Source organism: Streptomyces sp. NBC_01197 (assembly GCF_036010505.1).
Classification (GTDB): Bacteria; Actinomycetota; Actinomycetes; order Streptomycetales; family Streptomycetaceae; genus Streptomyces.
This window is the reverse complement of record NZ_CP108569.1, coordinates 7,294,359-7,312,421: the sequence shown is the minus strand read 5'-3', so window position 1 is coordinate 7,312,421 and position 18,063 is coordinate 7,294,359. Positions and strand designations below refer to the sequence as shown.

General features: G+C 72.9%; 6 protein-coding genes. 3 read left to right on the top strand and 3 right to left on the bottom strand.

Features of this window, described 5'->3' with window-relative positions; all coding sequences use genetic code 11:
* Positions 1-171: 171 nt before the first annotated feature.
* The 3 genes from OG452_RS33495 (at position 172) to OG452_RS33485 (ending at position 2,231) form a co-directional block, all read left to right on the top strand.
* Positions 172-774 (top strand): hypothetical protein, encoded by a 603-nt coding sequence (locus OG452_RS33495; protein WP_327299297.1) that lies wholly within the window; start codon positions 172-174, stop codon positions 772-774.
* 111 nt (positions 775-885) lie between these two features.
* Positions 886-1,653 carry a fibronectin type III domain-containing protein gene (locus OG452_RS33490; RefSeq protein WP_327299296.1) on the top strand — a complete coding sequence of 256 codons (768 nt, stop codon included), beginning with the start codon at positions 886-888 and terminating at the stop codon, positions 1,651-1,653.
* Between the two features lie 101 nt (positions 1,654-1,754).
* Entirely contained in the window at positions 1,755-2,231 is a 477-nt protein-coding gene (locus OG452_RS33485; protein WP_327299295.1) for a hypothetical protein, read from the top strand.
* A gap of 65 nt (positions 2,232-2,296) precedes the next feature.
* Here OG452_RS33485 and OG452_RS33480 read toward each other — a convergent pair whose 3' ends face one another.
* From OG452_RS33480 to OG452_RS33470, 3 genes are read right to left on the bottom strand one after another with little or no spacing between them, the layout of a single operon-like run.
* A complete protein-coding gene (locus OG452_RS33480; RefSeq protein WP_327299294.1) occupies positions 2,297-9,364 on the bottom strand; it encodes a non-ribosomal peptide synthetase in 7,068 nt (2,355 codons plus the stop codon).
* Positions 9,364-10,440, bottom strand: a complete 1,077-nt coding sequence (locus OG452_RS33475) for a TauD/TfdA family dioxygenase (RefSeq protein WP_327299293.1) — start codon at positions 10,438-10,440, stop codon at positions 9,364-9,366. The genes OG452_RS33480 and OG452_RS33475 overlap by 1 nt, the downstream gene beginning before the upstream one ends.
* A complete protein-coding gene (locus tag OG452_RS33470) occupies positions 10,437-18,053 on the bottom strand; it encodes a non-ribosomal peptide synthetase/type I polyketide synthase (protein WP_327299292.1) in 7,617 nt (2,538 codons plus the stop codon). The genes OG452_RS33475 and OG452_RS33470 overlap by 4 nt, the downstream gene beginning before the upstream one ends.
* Positions 18,054-18,063 lie beyond the last annotated feature (10 nt).

Here is an 18,063-nt window from a genome sequence, read left to right as displayed (position 1 = left end):
CCGACGGCCATTCACTCGCTTTGTGCCAGTTATTTGTTCACGTACAAGAATTCGTTTCACATCTGTCTCAAAGTCTTGTCGCTTCAGGACCCCGCTCCTACGCTGTGCGCAGCCTTGACCGGCTCAAGTTCTGCTCGATCTGCCATTCAGCGCGAAATGGGAGTGAGTGATGTGAAGAGGTACCGATGGGCCGCCGGTCTCGCGGCCGTCTGCGGACTGCTCATGGCCGCCCCCCAGGCGAACGCCGAGGTCGAACCCGGCGGCTGGACGCCTCAGTCACCGGGCTACAAGGTCCAGGAGAAGGGGTGCGGCCATGTCGACGGCCTGACGTTCAGCCTCACCTGCGGCGACACCAGCGGTGAGCAGCGTGGTGAGCGGCGCTACGACACGTACACCGGCGGAACGCACCAGTTCGAGGGGTACTTCCGCATCTCCAGCATGGGCGGCAGCCGCATCTCGCTCAAGCAGACCTTCCGGGACACCAGCGGTTCCCAGGGGCCGTACTTCCTGCTCGCCGTGGAGAACGGCGGCCGCCTCTACACGGTAGAGGGGGGCACGACGGTGTCCAACGCCGGCACCGTCGGCGCGACGGTCAGGGTCAACACCGTCAACCAGGTCGGCAAGACCCATCGCACCTACATCAACGGCTCGCTGGCCAACACGGTGAACAGCCCGTCCGGCAGCTACTACGACAAGTTCGGCGCGTACCGCACCAGCAGCGGGAACGGCCCGATCACTGTCACCTGGAGCAACGTGAAGTTCTGGAGCAAGTGAGCGCCGGACCGCCCCGGGCTGCTCGTGCCCGCGTTCCGGGGCGGTCCCTCCCGGCCGACCGCAGCCGCGCCGGCCGTGCCCGCCGGCCGCCGACCCTCCACAAGGCTCCCCTTGAATGTTCGCGTCCGCCCCCTGCTCCACTGCCTGGCCGCACTCGTCATCTGCGCCGCCCCGGTGGGCTGTTCGGTCCAGACCCGGGGTACGGCGGCTTCCGCCACGCCGTCCGCGCCGACCCGCGTGACCCTGCACGCCGCGCTCGCTTCGCCGGTCGACGCCACGCTTAGCTGGGGCGGAGGCGACCGGGGCGCAGCCGGACACGCCGTCGAGTTCGCCACCGCGCCGGGCGGTCCGTACACGCTGCTGCAGTACCTCCCGGCCGCACACCACGCGTACCGCCACTCCAGGCTGATGCCGCAGACGCCCTTCTACTACCGGCTCCGCCCCTACTACGGGCCGGCCTCCTCCGCTGTCGAGGTCAACCTGCCCCCTGGCGGCCTGAGTTCGAAGGACAAGAAGGACGACAACGTCTGGGCGGCGCCGCGGACCGTCCGTTCCGGACACGCGCCCGCCGCCGGTCCACTCCGGGTGCCGGGCGCCGGGACCCCGACGGGCCTCCGGGCAACGGCCGTGCGGGCGAACGGCATCAGGTTCACCTGGACCGATCACGCCCGTGACGAACAGGGCTGGCTGCTGGAGCTCAGGACGCGCCGCAACAGCACCTACCGGGTGGTCGCAGTACTGGCCCCGGACATCAACTCCTTCGGCCTGAGCACACTGCCGGACGAGAAGCACGCCTTCTACCGGGTCAGGGCGTTCTACTACGGCGTACGCTCCAACATCGCTCACGTGACGACCGGAAAAGCCCCCGACGGTTCGTGAGCCGGCCTGCCGCAACGGCTTGAACCGGGGCGCTACGGGCCGGTACGCGGGGCCGTCGGAGCACGAGTTCCTCCGTCCGTCCGCGCAGGAGCAGCAGGGCGATGACGAGTGACGCCGCTGAGCCGCCGCCGCAGACGACCGGGCCGACGGAGAAGCCGTGGGCCAGGGCGGCCGTGGCGACGGGAGCGGCCTTGGTGCCGGCAGTGAGCGGAACGGAGATGATCGCCAGCGGGCCGCCGGGCGGGGCGAGGTCGGCCGGGCCGTCGTCGTCCTGCATCCCGGAGCCTCCGCCCGTGCCGAGGCCCATGGCCGTCAACTACGGGCTCAGCAAAGTCCGCTTTCCCTCCCCCGTCCGCGTCGGCGCGAAGATCCGCGCCAGAGGTACGGTCGCATCCGGCACGGAGGTCAAGGGCGGCATCGAGGTCACTGTCGACCTGGCCGTCGAGACCGACGGCAGCGACAAGCCCGCCTGCGTCACCCAGGCGGTCTACTGCTTCTGCGCCCGAGTCGGCCAACTCCGTCCTGTCACTCAACCACTGGTGGGTCCAGACGAGTTGACCGGCAGACGGCTCGGCTGACGGCGGACAGGACCCCGGTGGACTACCGGGGCCCGTCCGTCGGAGGCAACGCCTGTGAGCGGTTGTTACCGGTTCAGCAGGCTGTCGAGCAGCTCGGCCAGTCCGCCGACCGCGGGCGACCGCAACATGGTGTGGTGACTGCCCGCCACCGCCCGGGCGGTGGCCTCCCCGGTGGTGAACCGACGCCAGCCGGACAGCCGTTCCGCTGCCGCCTCGGCGTCCCCGGCCACCATGAGGGTCAACGGGCCGTCATAGCGGGCCGGTTGCCATACGGCGGCGGCCGAGACCACCGCGCCGAAGACTCCCAGCCGGGCGGCCACCTCGGGCATCGCCTCCTCCGTCACCAGCCCGGCCGAGCGGATCACGGACAGCACGGCCTGGCGCCGGGCGGCCGGGCCTGACTCCCTCAGTTGCTCGACGTCGAGCTGTGGTGCCGGACGGCCGACCAGCCCCGCCAGGTCTCTCAGGAACAGCCACAGCAGGTCGGCCTGGTCCGGCGGAGAGGAAAGCCTCGGTGGCACCGACGGGTCGAGCAGGACCAGCGCGGCGACGTCTTCACCCGCCGCCCTGAGCTGGGCGGCCATCTCGTGGGCGACCGCCGAGCCGGTCGACCAACCACCGAGCCGGTAGGGGCCGTTCGGCTGCTGGGCGCGCACCTGAGCCAGATAGTGCGCGGCAAGAGCGGCTACCGAGGCCAGCTCCGGGCCATCCGGTGCCAGCCCTTCAGCGTCCAGGGCGAAGAACGGCCTGGGGCTGGGGAGCGCGGTGGCGAGCGTCGCGTAGGGGGCGGCGGAGCCGTTGCTGGCATGTACGCAGAAGAAGGGCGGCAGGTCGCCGTCCGCGCGCAGCGCCACCAGCGCGGCGGCCCCCTGGCCCGGCACCGCTGTGGCCCCGGAGGGTTCCGCATCGCTCAGTACCCGGGCCAGGGCCCGGATGGTGCGGTGGGTGTAGATCGACCGGGGCGTCAGCGCGATTCCGTCGCGCCGGGCCCGGGCCACCAGCTGCAGGGCGAGGATGGAGTCACCGCCGAGTTCGAAGAAGTCGTCGGTCACGCCGAGGGCGGTGGTGTCGAAGACCTCCGACCACCGGGCCGCAAGCCGTTCTTCGAGCTCCGTGGCTGCCGCCACCCGGTCGGTCCCGGGACGGCCGGGCAGCCCGGCCGTCCTCAGTGCCAGCCGGTCGATCTTGCCGCCGGCGGTGCGCGGCAGGGCGCCGTGGACCACGGTGAGCCCAGGACGCAGCGCGTCGGGCAGCCCGGTCAGGCCGTCGAGCACCTCGTCGGGCGTCAGGCCGACGCCCTCGCGGGGCGCCACATGGGCCACCAGATGCACGCCACCGCGGTGTGTGGTGTGTGCGACCACCGCGGCCTCCGCCAGCCGCCCGTCCGCGTACAGAACGGCCTCGATCTCGCCCGGCTCCACCCGTACGCCGTTCACCTGGACCTGGTCGTCGGTGCGGCCGAGGAATTCCAGCGCGCCGTCCGGCAGCAGCCGGGCCAGGTCCCCGGTCCGGTACATCCGGGCACCCGGGGCCTCCGAGTACGGGTCGGGCAGAAACACTTCGGCGGTGCGGGCCGGCTGGCTGTGGTACCCGCGGGCGGGCGCCTCTCCGCCGATGAACATCTCGCCTACGCAGCCGGGCGGCACCGGGACGAGGTTCTCACCGAGCAGGTGGACCGAGACGTTGTTGATCGGCCGTCCGATCGGCACAGTGGCCGGCCCGCTGGTCGGCCCGGTGCCCGGCCGGCCGGGCTGCCCGGAGTCTGCCGGCCCGGCCCGGTGGAACGTGGCGTCGATCGTCGCCTCCGCCGGTCCGTACTGGTTGATCACCTCGCATCGGAGCTGCCCGCGGAGCTCCGCCAGCAGGGGGGCGGGGAACGCCTCGCCGCCCACGAGCAGCAACCGCAGTTCGTTGCCCTCGGCCAGCGCGGGATCGCTCACCAGCCCGCCCAGCAGCGACGGCACGACATGTGCGACCGTCGCCCGGGTGCTGCGCAGCAGCTCGGCGAGGCTGCTGTCGGTGTCCGTGAGTTCGGGGGCCTCGACCAGGCAGGCGCCGGCCAGCAGCGGGCCGAACACTTCCCAGACGGCGAAGTCGAACACGGGAGAGGCCAGGGCGAGAAGCCGGTCATCGGGCCGCAGCGGGTAGGTCTGTTGCGCCCACTCGACCCGGTTGGCCAGTGCGCGGTGCGAGACCGCCACCGGCTTCGGGCGGCCGGTGCTGCCCGAGGTGAACACCAGGTAGGCCAGCTGCTCCGGGTGCGGATCGGCATCCAGGCCCGGCGTGCCGGAGCCGCTCAGCCCGCCCGGCGTACGGCAGGACACGCCCTCGGGCACGGCTCCCCCGAGCCGGTCCGGTTCGGCGGCGACGATCAGACCGGCCCCGGCGTCCAGGAGCATGTCCCGCAGCCGCTCGGCCCGCCGGCCCGGGTCGCAGACCACGAATGGCACACCGGCCAGCAGACAGCCGACGGCAGCGGTTACCAGTGCCACGCCGCGCGGCAGCAGCAGGGCGACGACCGGCTCCCCGCCGGTCGCGGAGGCGGCCAGCTCGGTACGGGCCGCAGCGCCGAACGCCCTTGCCGCATCGAGTAGTTCCCGGTGGCTGAGGGACCCGTCGGGCGCCTCGACTGCCGTACGGTCACCGGCCGCCGTGAGCGCGGCTGCCAGCCCCGGCACCAGGCTGCCTGCGGTCGGCGCCGTCCTCGCGCCGTGCGCGGTGGCGGTGAGGCGGAGCCGTTCGGCTTCCGACAGCAGCGGGTCCGCCGTGTGCGGCAGTTCCGGTGCCGCGACGACCGCGTCCAGCGCCGAGCGGTACCGGTCGGCCATCGCCTCGATGAACTCCGGGCGGTAGAGGGAGGGGTCGAAGGCGATCGACAGCTCGATCCGGCCGCTGACCGGGTCCTGGATGAAGTCCGTCATCAGCGGCAGGTTGGTGTCACCGTGGAATGCGGCCTCCAGCACCTCCAGCCCGCCGCGGGTGGACAGTTCGCCGTAGCGGTGGAAGTGCACGTAGTTGAACGCGGCCTCGAACAGTGAGTCCGCCGCCCGGGCCTGCCGGATCCGGCTCATCGGGTACCACCGGTGCGGGAGCATCGCCCGCTCCTCCGCGAAGACATGCCCGATGAGGTCGAGCCAGCTGCCCCCGGGCAGCGCGGTCCGCAGCGGCAGGGTGTTGAGGAAGAGCCCGAGCATCGCGTCGGAGCCCTCCTCGTCCTCGGGGCGGCCGTTGGTGACCAGACCGGTCACCACGTCGTCGCGTCCGGTCATCACCGCCAGCACCTTGAGGTGGACGGCCAGCAGCACGCTCTTGACCGGTACACCGGCCTGCCCGGCGACCCGCTGCAGTGCCTCACAGACCTCCGGCACGAGCTCCGCTCCCAGCCGCTGCTCGCCGGCGCCGTCGGCCAGGCCGCTGCCGCCGAGCCGGCCGATCGGCAGATCCTCCGTCCGACGGGCCCACCAGTCGCCGTCCGGTCCTTCGAGCGCCGCCTGTTCCAGGGCGAGGAAACGTCCGTAGGAGGCTGCGGGAGCCGGTGGCGGCGCGGGTGCGGCCGGATCCGCCGCGTGCTGGTAGCAGTCCATCAGCTCGGTCAGCAGGACGGTGACGCTCCAGCCGTCGAGCACCGCGTGGTGCACGGCGAGGGTCAGCTGGAACTCGTCCTCGCCGAGCAGATGGAGGACGAAGCGCAGCAACGGGGCCTGCTCCAGAACGAACGGGGTCGCCCGCTCGCGCTCGACGTCGGCATCCACCTGGGAACGCTGCCGGCCGGCGGGGGCGGAGCGCAGGTCGACCACGCGCATCGGGGCCGGGACGCTCCGGTGCACCAGCTGGAGCGGCCCGGCGGGGTGGGCCAGGTCGATCGAAACCCGCAGCATGGCATGGCGGCGGCAGAGCTCGGCGACGGCCGACTCGAAGGCCGGCACGTCGAGCGTCGAGCGCAGCCGCAGCGTCGTGACGTCGTGGTAGAGCAGCCGTTCACCGCGCTCGAAGGCGGTGTGGAAGAGCATGCCCGCCTGGAGGCTGGAGAGCGGCCAGGCGTTCTCCACCTCGTCCGGCAACCCGGCACGCACGGCGTCGGGCAGCAGCTCGGTCGCGCTCGGGGACGGCCCGTCGCCGCCGTCCTCGACGGCGGTCGCCAGCGGGGCGAGCGCCGCGATGGTGGGATGCCGCATCAGGTCGGTGACCTGGATGAGCACTCCGCGCCTGCGGGCCTGCGAGCGCACCTGGACCACCCGGATCGAATCGCCGCCAAGGTCGAAGAAGTTGTCCTCGACACCCACACGTTCGCACCCCAGCACCTGCTGCCAGGCCTCCGCGAGGGCCTGCTCGACCGGCGTGCGCGGCGCGACGTACACGGCCGAGGCCCGGATCGGCGCGAGCTTCCGGAGAGCGGCGTGGTCGACCTTGCCGTTGGGCAGGGCCGGCAGCTCGGGCAGCGCGTCGATGGCGGGCAGCATGTAGGCGGGAAGCGCGCGTCCGGCCGCCGCCCGCACCGAATCGGCGGTTGCCGGGGCCCGCAGCACCACGTAGGCCGCGAGCCGGGTCGAGCCCGACTCGTCGGTGCGGTCGACCACGGCCGCCGCGGTGACTCCGGGCTGGGCCGCCAGCCGGCTCTCGATCTCCTCCAGCTCGACCCGGAAGCCGCGGATCTTGACCTGGCGGTCGGTGCGGCCGAGGAACTCCAGCACCCCGCCGGGCCGGTAGCGCACGAGGTCACCGGTGCGGTAGACGCGGGCGCCGGGCCCGGGGGCGAACGGGTCGTCGAGGAAGCGCCCGGCGGTGAGTTCCGGACTGCCGACGTAGCCGGCCGCCACGCTCGGGCCACCGATCCAGAGTTCACCGCGGGCGCCGTAGGGCACCTGCGCGCCGTCCGGTCCGACCACGTACAGCTGGACGCCCGGCCGGGGGCGGCCGATGGGCACCCGCTCGGAGCGCTCCGGGCTCACCTGGTGGACCGTGCACCAGACGGTGGCCTCGGTCGGCCCGTACTCGTTGAACAGCAGCACGGTGGGCAGCGCCTCGTGGTGACGGCCCGCCAGCACCATGGGGAACTCCTCGCCCGCGACCACGGCACGCCGTAGCCGTACCCCCTCGCGGGCGGCGAGCTCCTCCAGCAGCGGGCGGTACAGCGAGGGGACGCAGAGCAGATCGGTCACCCCCTGCTCGACGGCCAGCTGGGCCAGCGCGCCCGGGTCGCCCGACTCCTTCTCGCCCGGCACCACGAGGCAGCCGCCCGCGCACAGCGTGCCGAACAGCACGGCGACGGAACTGTCGAAGGCGATCGTGGGGATCAGCAGTGCGGCGCTGTCCGGCTCGGGCCGGTAGACGCTCAACCGCGCCCGGGTCGAGTGGGCCAGATTGCGGTGGGTGATCTCGACGCCCTTCGGGCGCCCGGTGGAACCCGAGGTGAAGATCACGTAGGCCGACCGCTCCGGCGTGCCCGGCACCGTGGTCCCGTCCGCGGGGGTGGTCCACGCCGCGGCCGGGTCCACCACCGGCAGGCCGGGGTCCGCGTCCGCCAGGGCCTGCTGTCCCGTCTCGTCGGCCAGCAGCACGGTGGCCCCGGAGTCCGCGACCATACCGGCCAGGCGTTCGGCCGGATTGCGGCTGTCCAGCGGCACATAGGCCGCTCCGCAGCGCAGGATCGCGAGCACCGCCACGGGGATCAGCACGCCGCGGTCGAGGCAGAGCGCGACCCGGTCCCCCGGCGCGCAGCCGGCCGCGCGCAGCGCGGTTGCCAGCGAGTCGGCCGCCGCGTCGAGTCCGGCGTAGTCGAGCCGGCCGTCGTGCGACACCACGGCCGGGGCGTCCGGGCGGGCGAGTACGTGCTCACGGATCACGTCGAGCACCGTGTTGTCCGTGCCCGTGTCCGTGGGAGTCTCGCCGGTGCCGTACCGCCGGGACAGTTCAGCGTCCCGCCCGGTGCTCAGCACGACGTCGCCGAGTGGGATCCCCGGCTCGGCGCAGAACCCCGTCAGCGCGGCGGCCGTCCGGGCCACGAGCAGCTCGGCGGTCTGCGGATCGCAGCGGTCGGCGTCGTAGTCGAGGCGCAGTTCGAGCCGGTCCTGCGCGTGCCGGACCACCAGCAGCCGCAGATCGTGGCGGTCCGCCCGGTCGGTCACGGCCAGGCCGCGAACCGTGTCGCCCGTGACCAGCGCGGAGACGTCCAGATGTCCGGCCGAGAAGCGGCAGTACGGTTCGTGGTCGCCGGTCGCGACGACGGTGTCCCACCGGAAGACGTCGCTGTCCTCGGTGGCCTGCCGGATCGCGGTGTCCACCGCCCGGGCCAGCGAGGAGGTGTCCGCGCCGCCCGGGAACGTTATCGGCACGGTGCGGTCGTACGGGCCCGGGGCGCGCTGGAGCTCCGGGGCGGTACGGCCGTTCACGGTCACCCCGAGTGTCAGCGGCTCTCCGTTCCCGCCGCCGCCGAGCGCCACGCCCCATGCCGCAGTGGTCAACGCGCCTTCGCTGATGCCGAGTCCGGCGGCCCGTGCGGCGATGTCGCGGGACGGGCCCTGGGCGAGGACGAGGGCGGTGGTCTCGGGGCGGTAGTCCGTCGGGGCTGCCGGGCGGAGCGGCAGGTCGGGCTCGGCCGCATCGGCCGCCAGTACCCGTCGCCAGCGGTCCTGCGCGGCTGCGGTCTCCGGTTCGTCGAGCAGCTGATGGAACCACTCGGCTACGTCCGCGTACTGGACCGGCTCCTCCTCGTCGTCCCCGCCCGCCCGGCCGAGTGCGGCCGAGAGCAGTCCCGTCAGGGTGGTCGGGTCGGCCACCCCCGGATCGGCGGCGAGGGTCAGCCGGCGGGTGCCGCCGGCGGATTCGCCGATGCTGAACCGGACCGGGAGAGCACCGTCAGCGGTGTCGGGCTCGCCGGTGCCGATCCCGGGTTCGTCCGCGATGACCTGCACCGGGATGCCGACGCCCGGGGCCGCCATCACCTGGGTGCGCAGGATCTCGTGGCGGGCCGTCTCGGTGAGCAGGGCCTGACGCAGCCGCTCCGGGTCGACGTTGCCCGGCAGCTCCGCGTCGAGGCGCACGACGAACGGGGCGGCCCCGGTGAGTGCCGACCTGAGCCGGTGCAGATGGTGCTGAGCCGGGGAGACCCGGAAGCCCGCGATGTCGTCGCTCATCACGCCTCCTCGCCATCGGCCGCGACGGCCGGACCGTACTGCGCGGCATCCCCGCCGCTGACGGGATCGGTCATCGCGACCACGATCTTGCGGTCGCCCTCGTAGGGACGACGGGCGTGCGCCATTGTCATGTTGTCAAGCAGCATCACGTCGCCCACCTCCCAGCGGAAGGCGATCTCCCCCGCGCGATAAGCCTCGTTGATGGCTCGCACGTCCTCGTCGGCGATCGGTGAGCCGTCGCCGTGGGTGGTGGTCGTCGGCAGTCCGTCCTCGCCCAGTGCTTCGACGAGCGCCTCCCGCATCTGCGGGTCGCGGCTCGATATGTGGAAGAACCCGGCGTGGTTGAACCAGAGCTTCTCGCCGGTCACCGGGTGGGTGCGCACGGCCGGACGGATCTGCACGGTCCGCAGGCGGTCGCCCTCCAGCCACTCGGTGACCGTGCCGTTGGCCGCTGCGTAGCGGTCGACGTCCTCACGGGAGTCGGTCTGGTAGCCCTCCTGCCAGGTGAGGCCGAAACCGCTGTTGTAGTTGCGCACGTAACGTACGCCGAGCCGCTCAAGCCGCTCCCGGACGGCGACCGGGATCCGCTCGATGACCTTGCGGTTGTCGATGACCGGGGTCTCGCCTCCGACGGGCGGAGCCGTCAGGCAGCAGAAGAACAGCTTCTGCGGCCAGGTCGACCAGTAGGTGCCTTCGTTGTGCGGCTCGATCCGCTCGGCCGCGGGGTAGGTGGTGGAGAGGTAGACGTTCTGGCCCACCTCGTCACGCGGGGTGGAGCGGTCCCGGTACTGCAGCGGCTCACCGTCGGAGACCGCGGCGACGAACCTCTGGAAGCCCGGGGCGTCCGCCACCGGCCAGCCGCGGAACAGCAGCGCGCGATGTTCCAGGAGCGTGTCGCACACCCACTCCTTGCTCGCGGCGGCCCAGGTCGCCAGGTCGGTGCCGGCTTCCTTCGGGCGCACCACCATCGGCGGGTTGCCGTCGGCGGTCAACGGCTCGATCGTGACGGCGTCGGGGCCGGCCGCGGACCGGAATGCCCTGCGGACCGTCCCCGCGCGTGAGAACTGCGCACTCATGACTCATCTCCTTGCTTGACGTGGCCGTGCTGGTCGGGGCTGTCGGCCTGGGTGGCCGGCCGGGAAGAGGCGCGACGGGAGACCGAGCGGAGCCCGCGCCTGGGCCGCCGGGCTACGGGGGTGGCGGGGACTGCGGCGAGCAGCTCGCTCAGGGCGGTCCCCGGGGTGGCCGAAGTGGCCGTCAGGATCGCGAGGAAACCGTCGGCCACTCGCTGCGGCAGTTCCTCGCCCAGGACCTCCGCGGCGGAGTCCCACCAGCAGACGAACTCGTCACCGGTGTCGGTCACATCCAGCGCCAGCCGGAACTTGCTGGTGGTGAGGGGTTGCGGCACCGGCTCGACGGCCGTACCGCCGGGACCCGAGCGGGCCAACGGGGTGTTCTGCAGCACGAACCAGGCGTGGAAGAGGTCCGGACGGTGGTCGGCGGCGTCCGCCGATACCGAACCGTGCTCCAGCGCGGCCACCAGATGGTCCTGGACCTCCCGTACGGCCTCGGCGAAGGTCGCCGCCCGGTCGGCCGACGGCAGCACGGCCGTGCGGATGAAGCAGCCGACCACGCCCTCGTCCTCCGCGGTGCGGCCCGCGGTCGGGAAGCCGAGCACCGGGGCCTCGACCCCCACAGCGGACAGTGCCAACTGGTAGGCGGTGGCCAGGTGGACGAAGGGCGTCACGCCCAGCTGGCGGCAGGACGCCATCACCCCGGCGCGCAGCTCCGTGGGCAGGGTCATGGTGCGCCGGCTCGCCCGGAACGGGCCGCGCTCGGGAGCGCCGGGCAGGGCGGGCAGCGGCGCGGTGGCCCGGTGCCGGTCCAGCTGCTGCCGCCACCAGTCCAGGTCGGCCGCCGCCTCTCCGGACTCCCGCCGGGCCCGCGAGCGGGCAGCCGCCTCGCGGTAGCCGGGGGCCGGCAGCGTACGGACGCCGTCGGAGCCGTACGCCGCCGAGAGCTCGTCCAGCAGCACGCCCAGCGACCAGCCGTCGCAGATCAGGTGGTGGACGACCAGCACCAGGGTGTGCTCCTGCCCTCCCGACGGCACCAGTGCGGCGCGCAGCAGCGGTGGCTGCTCCAGGTCGAAGGGGCGGGCCATTTCCAGCTCGTACAGATCGGCGACGAACGCGTCGTGGTCCGTGCCCGCGGGCGGGTACAGCACGGTCAGCGGTGCCGGTCCTGCGTCGGCCGGCCGCATCCGGATGCCGTCGACGGTGTCGACGAAGCCGACCCGCAGCGCGTCCTGCCGGGCCATGACCCGGGTGAACGCCTGCCGCAGCCGGTCCGGTTCGAGTGCGCCGTGCAGCCGCAGCACCGCTCCGATGTGGAAAGCGGCGGTGCCGGGCGTCAGTTGCTCGGCCAGATAGATGCCTTCCTGCTCCGGGGAGAGCGGGGACGGCGTGACCGGGTCGGTGAGTGGCCGGCCGGCCGGCTCCTGCGGACCGTCGGCCGTGGACAGGGCGGCCTCGATCCGCCGGGCCACCGCGGCGGGGGTCGGCTCCTCGAACAGCGCCCGCAGCGGCAGGTCGACGCCGAAGCGCCGGGACAGGCGGTTGTTGACGCGGACGGCCGAGAGCGAGTTGCCGCCGACCTCGAAGAAGACCTCGTCGACGCCGACCGATGACAGCCCGAGCACCTCGCACCAGACCTCGCAGACCTCCTTCTCCAGCAAGGTCTCAGCGACGCGCGAGGCGGGCGACTGCCGGCTCGGTCCGGGCAGCGCCGCCCGGTCGATCTTGCCGTTCGCCGTGAGCGGGATCTCCGCGATCGGCACCAGGTGCGCGGGCACCATGTACTCCGGCAGCCGGGAACGCAGGAACTCCCGCAGCTCGGTGTCGGTCGGCCGCTCGGCGCCGGGCAGCGGCACCGGATAGCCGACCAGCTCCGTTCCGCCGTCGGGCGCGGTGGCGGCGACGACCACCGCACCTGTCAGCGCCGGGTGCCGGGCGAGCACGGTCTGTACCTCTCCCGGCTCGACCCGGAAACCGCGGATCTGCACCTGATGGTCGGCGCGGCCCAGGTAGTACAGCTCGCCGTCGCCGTCGTACCGGGCCAGGTCGCCCGAGCGGTACAGCAGGGCCCCGGGCTCCGGGTCGAACGGGTCGGGGACGAAACGCTCCGCGGTCAGCTCGGGCAGGTTGACGTACCGCGCGGCCAGACCCGCGCCGCCGACGCAGATCTCCCCGCGCACGCCGATCGGAACCAGCGCACCGTCCGGGCCCAGCAGCCGGATCCGCAGGTCGGGCAGGGCCGCCCCGACGGGCGTGCCGACCGAAGGACGTACGTCGGCGGCCGTTATGCGGCGGTACGTCACATGCACGGTGGTCTCGGTGATCCCGTACATGTTGACGATCGAAGGTTGCTGGTCACCGTGGCGGTCGAACCAGGGGACGAGGGTGCCGATGTCCAGGTTCTCGCCGGCCAGCACGACCGCGCGCAGCGAGAGTGGGCAGTCTGTCGACCGTGCTTCGGCCTCGATCAGCGAGTGGAAGGACGACGGGGTCTGGTTGAGTACCGTGACGCGCCGTTCGGCCAGCAGCCGCACCAGGGCGTCGGGGTCGCGGCTGGTCCAGTACGGCACTGTGACCAGGGTGGCGCCGTGGCAGAGGGCGCCGAAGACTTCCCACACCGAGACGTCGAAGGCGTGCGAGAAGAACTGCGCGAACACGTCATCGGGGCCGAATCCGAACGACGCCTGGGAGACCCTCAGCAGGCGTACCACGTTGTGGTGCGTCACCTCGACGCCCTTGGGGCGCCCGGTCGAGCCGGAGGTGTAGATGACGTACGCGGGACTCCCCGGGTCCACCGGGGACGGAATGAAGTCCGCTGTCGCGGAACGCACTTCGGGTCCGTCGACGACTACCGTGCGGGCATCGCCGGCAGGCTGCCGGTCCGCCAGGGACCGCTGGGTCAGCACCAGCCGGACACCGCTGTCGGCGGCGGCGAGGCCGAGCCGTTCGGCCGGGTGCGTCGGGTCGAGCGGGACATAGGCGGCGCCCGTTTTCAGTACGCCGAAGATCGCGGCGATCAGGTCCGCACCGCGATCGAGCAGGATGCCGATCCGGTCGCCGGGGGCCGCCCCCTGCGCGGTGAGGGCGGTGGCGATCCGGTCCGAGGCCCGGTCGAGCTCCCGGTAGGACCAGGTCATATCGCCGTCGATCACCGCGGGCCGGTCCGGGCCCGCGGCCACCGAGGCGGTGAACAGGTCGACCAGCGACGCGTCCGCCGGCAACTGCCCCGCACCGGTGTTCCACACCTCGGTCAGCAGCCGGTGCACCGCGTCCGGCACCCGTACCAGCTCGGACAGCCCCTGGTCCGGTACGTCCACGGCGCGGCGCAGCACCTCAAGGAAGTGGTCCCCGAGCCGCGCCACCGTGTCCGGCAGGAACAGGTCCTTGTCGTACTCGAACCAGCCCGCGAGGCCCTCCTCCTGCTCCTGGAGGTGGAGTGCGAGGTCGAACTGGGCGGTCCCCGGGTCGAGGTCGACCGGTGACAGCTCCAGACCGGCCAGCCGTACGTCCTCGTTGACCCGGTTCTCCAGGGTGAACAGCACCTGGGCGAGCGGATTGCGGTCCAACTGCCGTCCGGCACCGGCCAGCTGGACGACCTGGTCGAAGGGCACGTCCGGGTTACTGAGGGCCTTGAGGGCGCTGTCACGTACCCGGTCGACCAGTTCGACAGCGGTGCGGGCACCCTCGAACCGCGCGCGCACCACAACGGTGTTCACCAGGTAGCCGACGATGCCTTCGAGTTCGGCCCGGTCGCGCCCCGCCACCGGCGTCGCCACGAGCAGGTCCTGGCTGCCGGTGTGGGCGTGCAGGACCGCGGAGAAGAGAGCCAGCAGCGTGGTGAACGGGGTCGTGCCCCGGGAAGCGCCCAGCGCGGCCAGCCGCCGGGTGAGGTCCGCGGGCACCTGGATCCGGTGGCGGCAGCCACGGTGGCGCTGGACGGCCGGGCGCGGCCGGTCGAGCGGCAGTGGCAGCGCGGCCGGGGCGTCCGTGAGGTACTCCGTCCAGAACGCGGTCTGCTCGGCGAGGTGGTCGCCCGTCACCAGGGCGCGCTGCCATGCGGCGTGGTCGGCCGCCTGCAGCGGGGCGGGCGGCAGCTGCGGCGCCCGGCCGGTGGTGAACGCGTCGTACATCTCCACGAGTTCGCGGGTCAGCACGAGGAAGGACCAGCCGTCGGTGACCAGGTGGTGCATGGTCACCACCAGCAGGTGCCGCTCGGGTGCCAGCCGGATCAGCGCCGCTCGGAGCAGCGGACCGGCCAGCAGGTCGAACGGACGCCGGAGCTCGGCCAGTGCCATCTCCCGCGCCTCGGTTTCGGCGTCTCCCGTGGCACCGCTGGGCAGCAGGAGCGGCACTGTGACCTCGTACGGCTCGCCGACGAGCTGCACCGGTGCGTCGCCGTCCATCCCCATCCGGGTGCGCAGGGCCTCGTGCCGGGCGACCAGCGCGGTGAAGGTCCGCTCCAGTGCGGCCTGGTCGAGCACGCCGTCCAGCATCAGGGTCTGCGGCACGTTGTAGGCGTTGCCTCCGGGCTCCAGCTGTTCGATGAACCAGAGCCGTTCCTGCGCGGGCGAGAGTGTCAGCGCGCCTGAGCGGTCCGCCTGCCGGACCGGCAGGTCGGGCCGGGACGCGCCACGCAGAGCCTCGGCGGCGACTGCGATCGCCAGCTCGCGCGGGGTCGGATGGTCGAAGATCAACTGAAGCGGGAGCCGGACCTTGACCAACTGGGATATACGGGACAGCAGTTGGACGGCGACCAGGGACTGGCCCCCCTGGTCGAAGAAGTTGTCCTCGGGCTGCGGGGCGGCGCCGAGCAGCACCTCGGCCCAGGCCCGGTCGACCGCGCCCCGCACCGCGTCGGTATCGGTGGCGGTGTCAGCACCGGGGTCGTCGCCTGCACGGTCCCTGTCGTTCACGGCCTCCGCGAGGGGGCCGGGCTGCGGTGCCCCGGCCATGCCCCCGTCAGCCCGGTGCTGCGGCGCGTCGATCCAGTGACGGCGGCGCTGGAACGGGTATCCGGGCAGCGAAACCCGGCGGCCGGGCACGCCGTTCACAGCGGTGAGGTCCACCGCGACACCCGCGTCCCAGAGCAGACCGGCCGCATCGAGCACCGCGCGGCGCTCGTCGCCGCCGGGCCTCGGGAGGGTACCGGCGACGACATGCCCGGCGTTGAGGTCCAGGGCGAGCCGGGCCAGCGCTCCGAGCGACTGTCCCGGCCCGGCCTCCAGCAGGACGGCCCGCGGCCCGGCGGCGGTCAGCAGGGCCTGGTGCCAGCGCACCGGTGCCACCAGCTGGTCGGCCCAGTAGCCGGGGTCGGTCGCCTGTTCAGCGGTGATCAGGGCGCCGGTGACGGAGGAGACGTACGGTCGGCGCGGCGGGTTCAGCCGCACCTGCGCGACGGCCTGCCGGAACGGCTCCACGGCGTCCGCGACGAGCGGCGAGTGAAAAGCGTGCGAGGTGTGCAGGGCGGTGACCCGCACCCCCTCGGCGGAAAGCTCGGCCGTGAGCGCTTCCAGCTCCGTGTGCGGACCGGCGACCGTGCACTGCCTGGGTGCGTTGACCGCCGCGATCACCGAACCCGGCGGCAGCCGTCGGCGCAACTCCTCCTCGGCCAGCGCGGCCGACAGCATGCCGCCGGCCGGCTGAGCCGCCAGCAGCCTGCCCCGCAGGGCGACGAGATGGACGGCGTCAGGGAGGCTGAGCACACCGGCGATGCAGGCGGCGGCGTACTCGCCGACGCTGTGACCCACCATCAGGTCCGGCTGCACACCCCAGCTCTGCCACAGCCGCGCCAGCGCGTACTCCACGGTGAACAGGGCCGGCTGGGTGTACTCGGTGCGATCGAGCCGCGCGGCCGCATCGGCCGCCCGGCCCGGCCCGTCCCCGGGGAAGAGCAGCTCGCGCAGGTCCCGGCCGAGCTCGTGCCGGAGCAGTCCGGCGCACTCGTCGACCGCCTCGCGCACCACGGGCTGGGACCGGTAGAGCGACTCGGCCATCCCGGGGTGCTGGGCGCCCTGGCCGGGGAACATCATCACCAGCGGGCGCGCTGCCGTGCCCCCGGCCGGTGGTACGACGGGCGTGCGCAGGGCCGCGGCGGCCTCCGCTGCGGTCGCGGCGACCACATGGGTACGGGAGGTGAACTCCGCACGGCCGGTGACCAGGGTGTGCGCGACATCCGCCACCAGCAGGCCGGCGCCGGCCCGCTCCAGGTGGCCGGCGAGCCGCTCCGCCGCCTGCGCGACGGCGGCATCGGTACGCGCCGACAACGGCAGCACCAGAGGCGGAGCGTCCGCGCCGGCCTCCGGACGGTCCGGCCGCTCCGGTGCCTGCTCCAGCACCAAGTGCGCGTTGGTGCCGCCGATCCCCAGGGAGCTGACACCGGCGCGCCGGGGCCCGGTGTCCACCGGCCAGCCGATGGCCTCGGAGTTGACGAAGAACCGGTTGTCCTCCGCGCCCAGCGCGGGGCCGGGCCGCCGGAAGTTCAGGGTCGGCGGCACCGTTCCGTGCTTGACGGCGAGGGCCGCCTTGATCAGTCCTGCCACCCCGGAGGCCGCGTCGAGGTGCCCGATCGAGGCCTTGACCGAGCCCAGCGCGCAGCGGCCCGGAACGCCTTCGAATGCCTGGCGGAGCGCCTCGACCTCGACCATGTCTCCGAGGGTGGTTCCGGTGCCGTGGGCCTCGATGAAGCCGATCGAGGCAGGTTCGACCTCGGCGAGCTGGTGCGCCAGGGCGATCACCTCGGCCTGCGCGCCCACCGATGGCGCGGTGAAGCCTGCCTTGGCCGAACCGTCGTTGTTGACCGCCCAGCCGCGGATCACGGCGTGCACGGTGTCCCCGTCCGCGAGCGCGTCCTCAAGCCGTTTGAGGACCACGACCGCGGCTCCGCTCCCCCGCACGGTGCCGTTGGCGTCGGCGTCGAAGGGCCGGCAGACGCCGTCCGGGGAGGCGATCCCGCTCTCCTGGTACAGGTAGCCGGTGCGGTGCGGTACGACGACCGCTGACCCGCCGGCGAGGGCCAGGTCGCACTGGTAGTCCAGCAGGCTCTGGCAGGCCATGGCTGTCGCGACCAGCGAGGTGGAGCAGGCCGTCTGCACCGTGATGCTCGGACCGGACAGTCCGAGCTTGTAGGAGGTACGGGAGGCCAGATAGTCCTTGTCGTTGCCGAGGATCACCGAGTACTCGTGCGCCGGGTCGCGGAGCCACGCGTGCGGCGCCAGGTTGTACAGCAGATAGCCGTTGGCGCCGGTGCCGCCGAAGACGGCGGCCGGGAGCCCGGCGCCGGCCCGGTTACCTGAGTCCTCCAGGGCGTGCCAGGCACACTCCAGGAAGAGCCGTTGCTGCGGGTCCATCAACTGGGCCTCGCGGGGCGTCAGTCCGAAGAACTGCGCGTCGAACTCCTCGATCCCTTCGAGCGCACCCGCGGCCCGCACATAGGCCGGGTCCGTGCGCACCTGGGGCGGCACCCCGGCCGCGTCGAGATCCTGGTCCGTCGGGGTGACCGTACCGCTGAGGCCGGCCAGCAGGTTCGCCCAGAAGGCCTGGACGTCGGCGGCGCCGGGAAACCGTCCCGACATTCCGACGATGGCGATGGCGTTGTCGTTGGTGTTGTCGTTGTCCATTGCCGTCGTT

Bases quoted from the DNA above. Each gene is read 5' to 3' on its own strand.
- OG452_RS33480 (WP_327299294.1), bottom strand. From the start codon at position 9,364: ATGAGCGACGACATCGCGGGCTTCCGGGTCTCCCCGGCTCAGCACCAT.
- OG452_RS33485 (WP_327299295.1), top strand. From the start codon at position 1,755: ATGACGAGTGACGCCGCTGAGCCGCCGCCGCAGACGACCGGGCCGACG.
- OG452_RS33470 (WP_327299292.1), bottom strand. From the start codon at position 18,053: ATGGACAACGACAACACCAACGACAACGCCATCGCCATCGTCGGAATG.
- OG452_RS33475 (WP_327299293.1), bottom strand. From the start codon at position 10,440: ATGAGTGCGCAGTTCTCACGCGCGGGGACGGTCCGCAGGGCATTCCGG.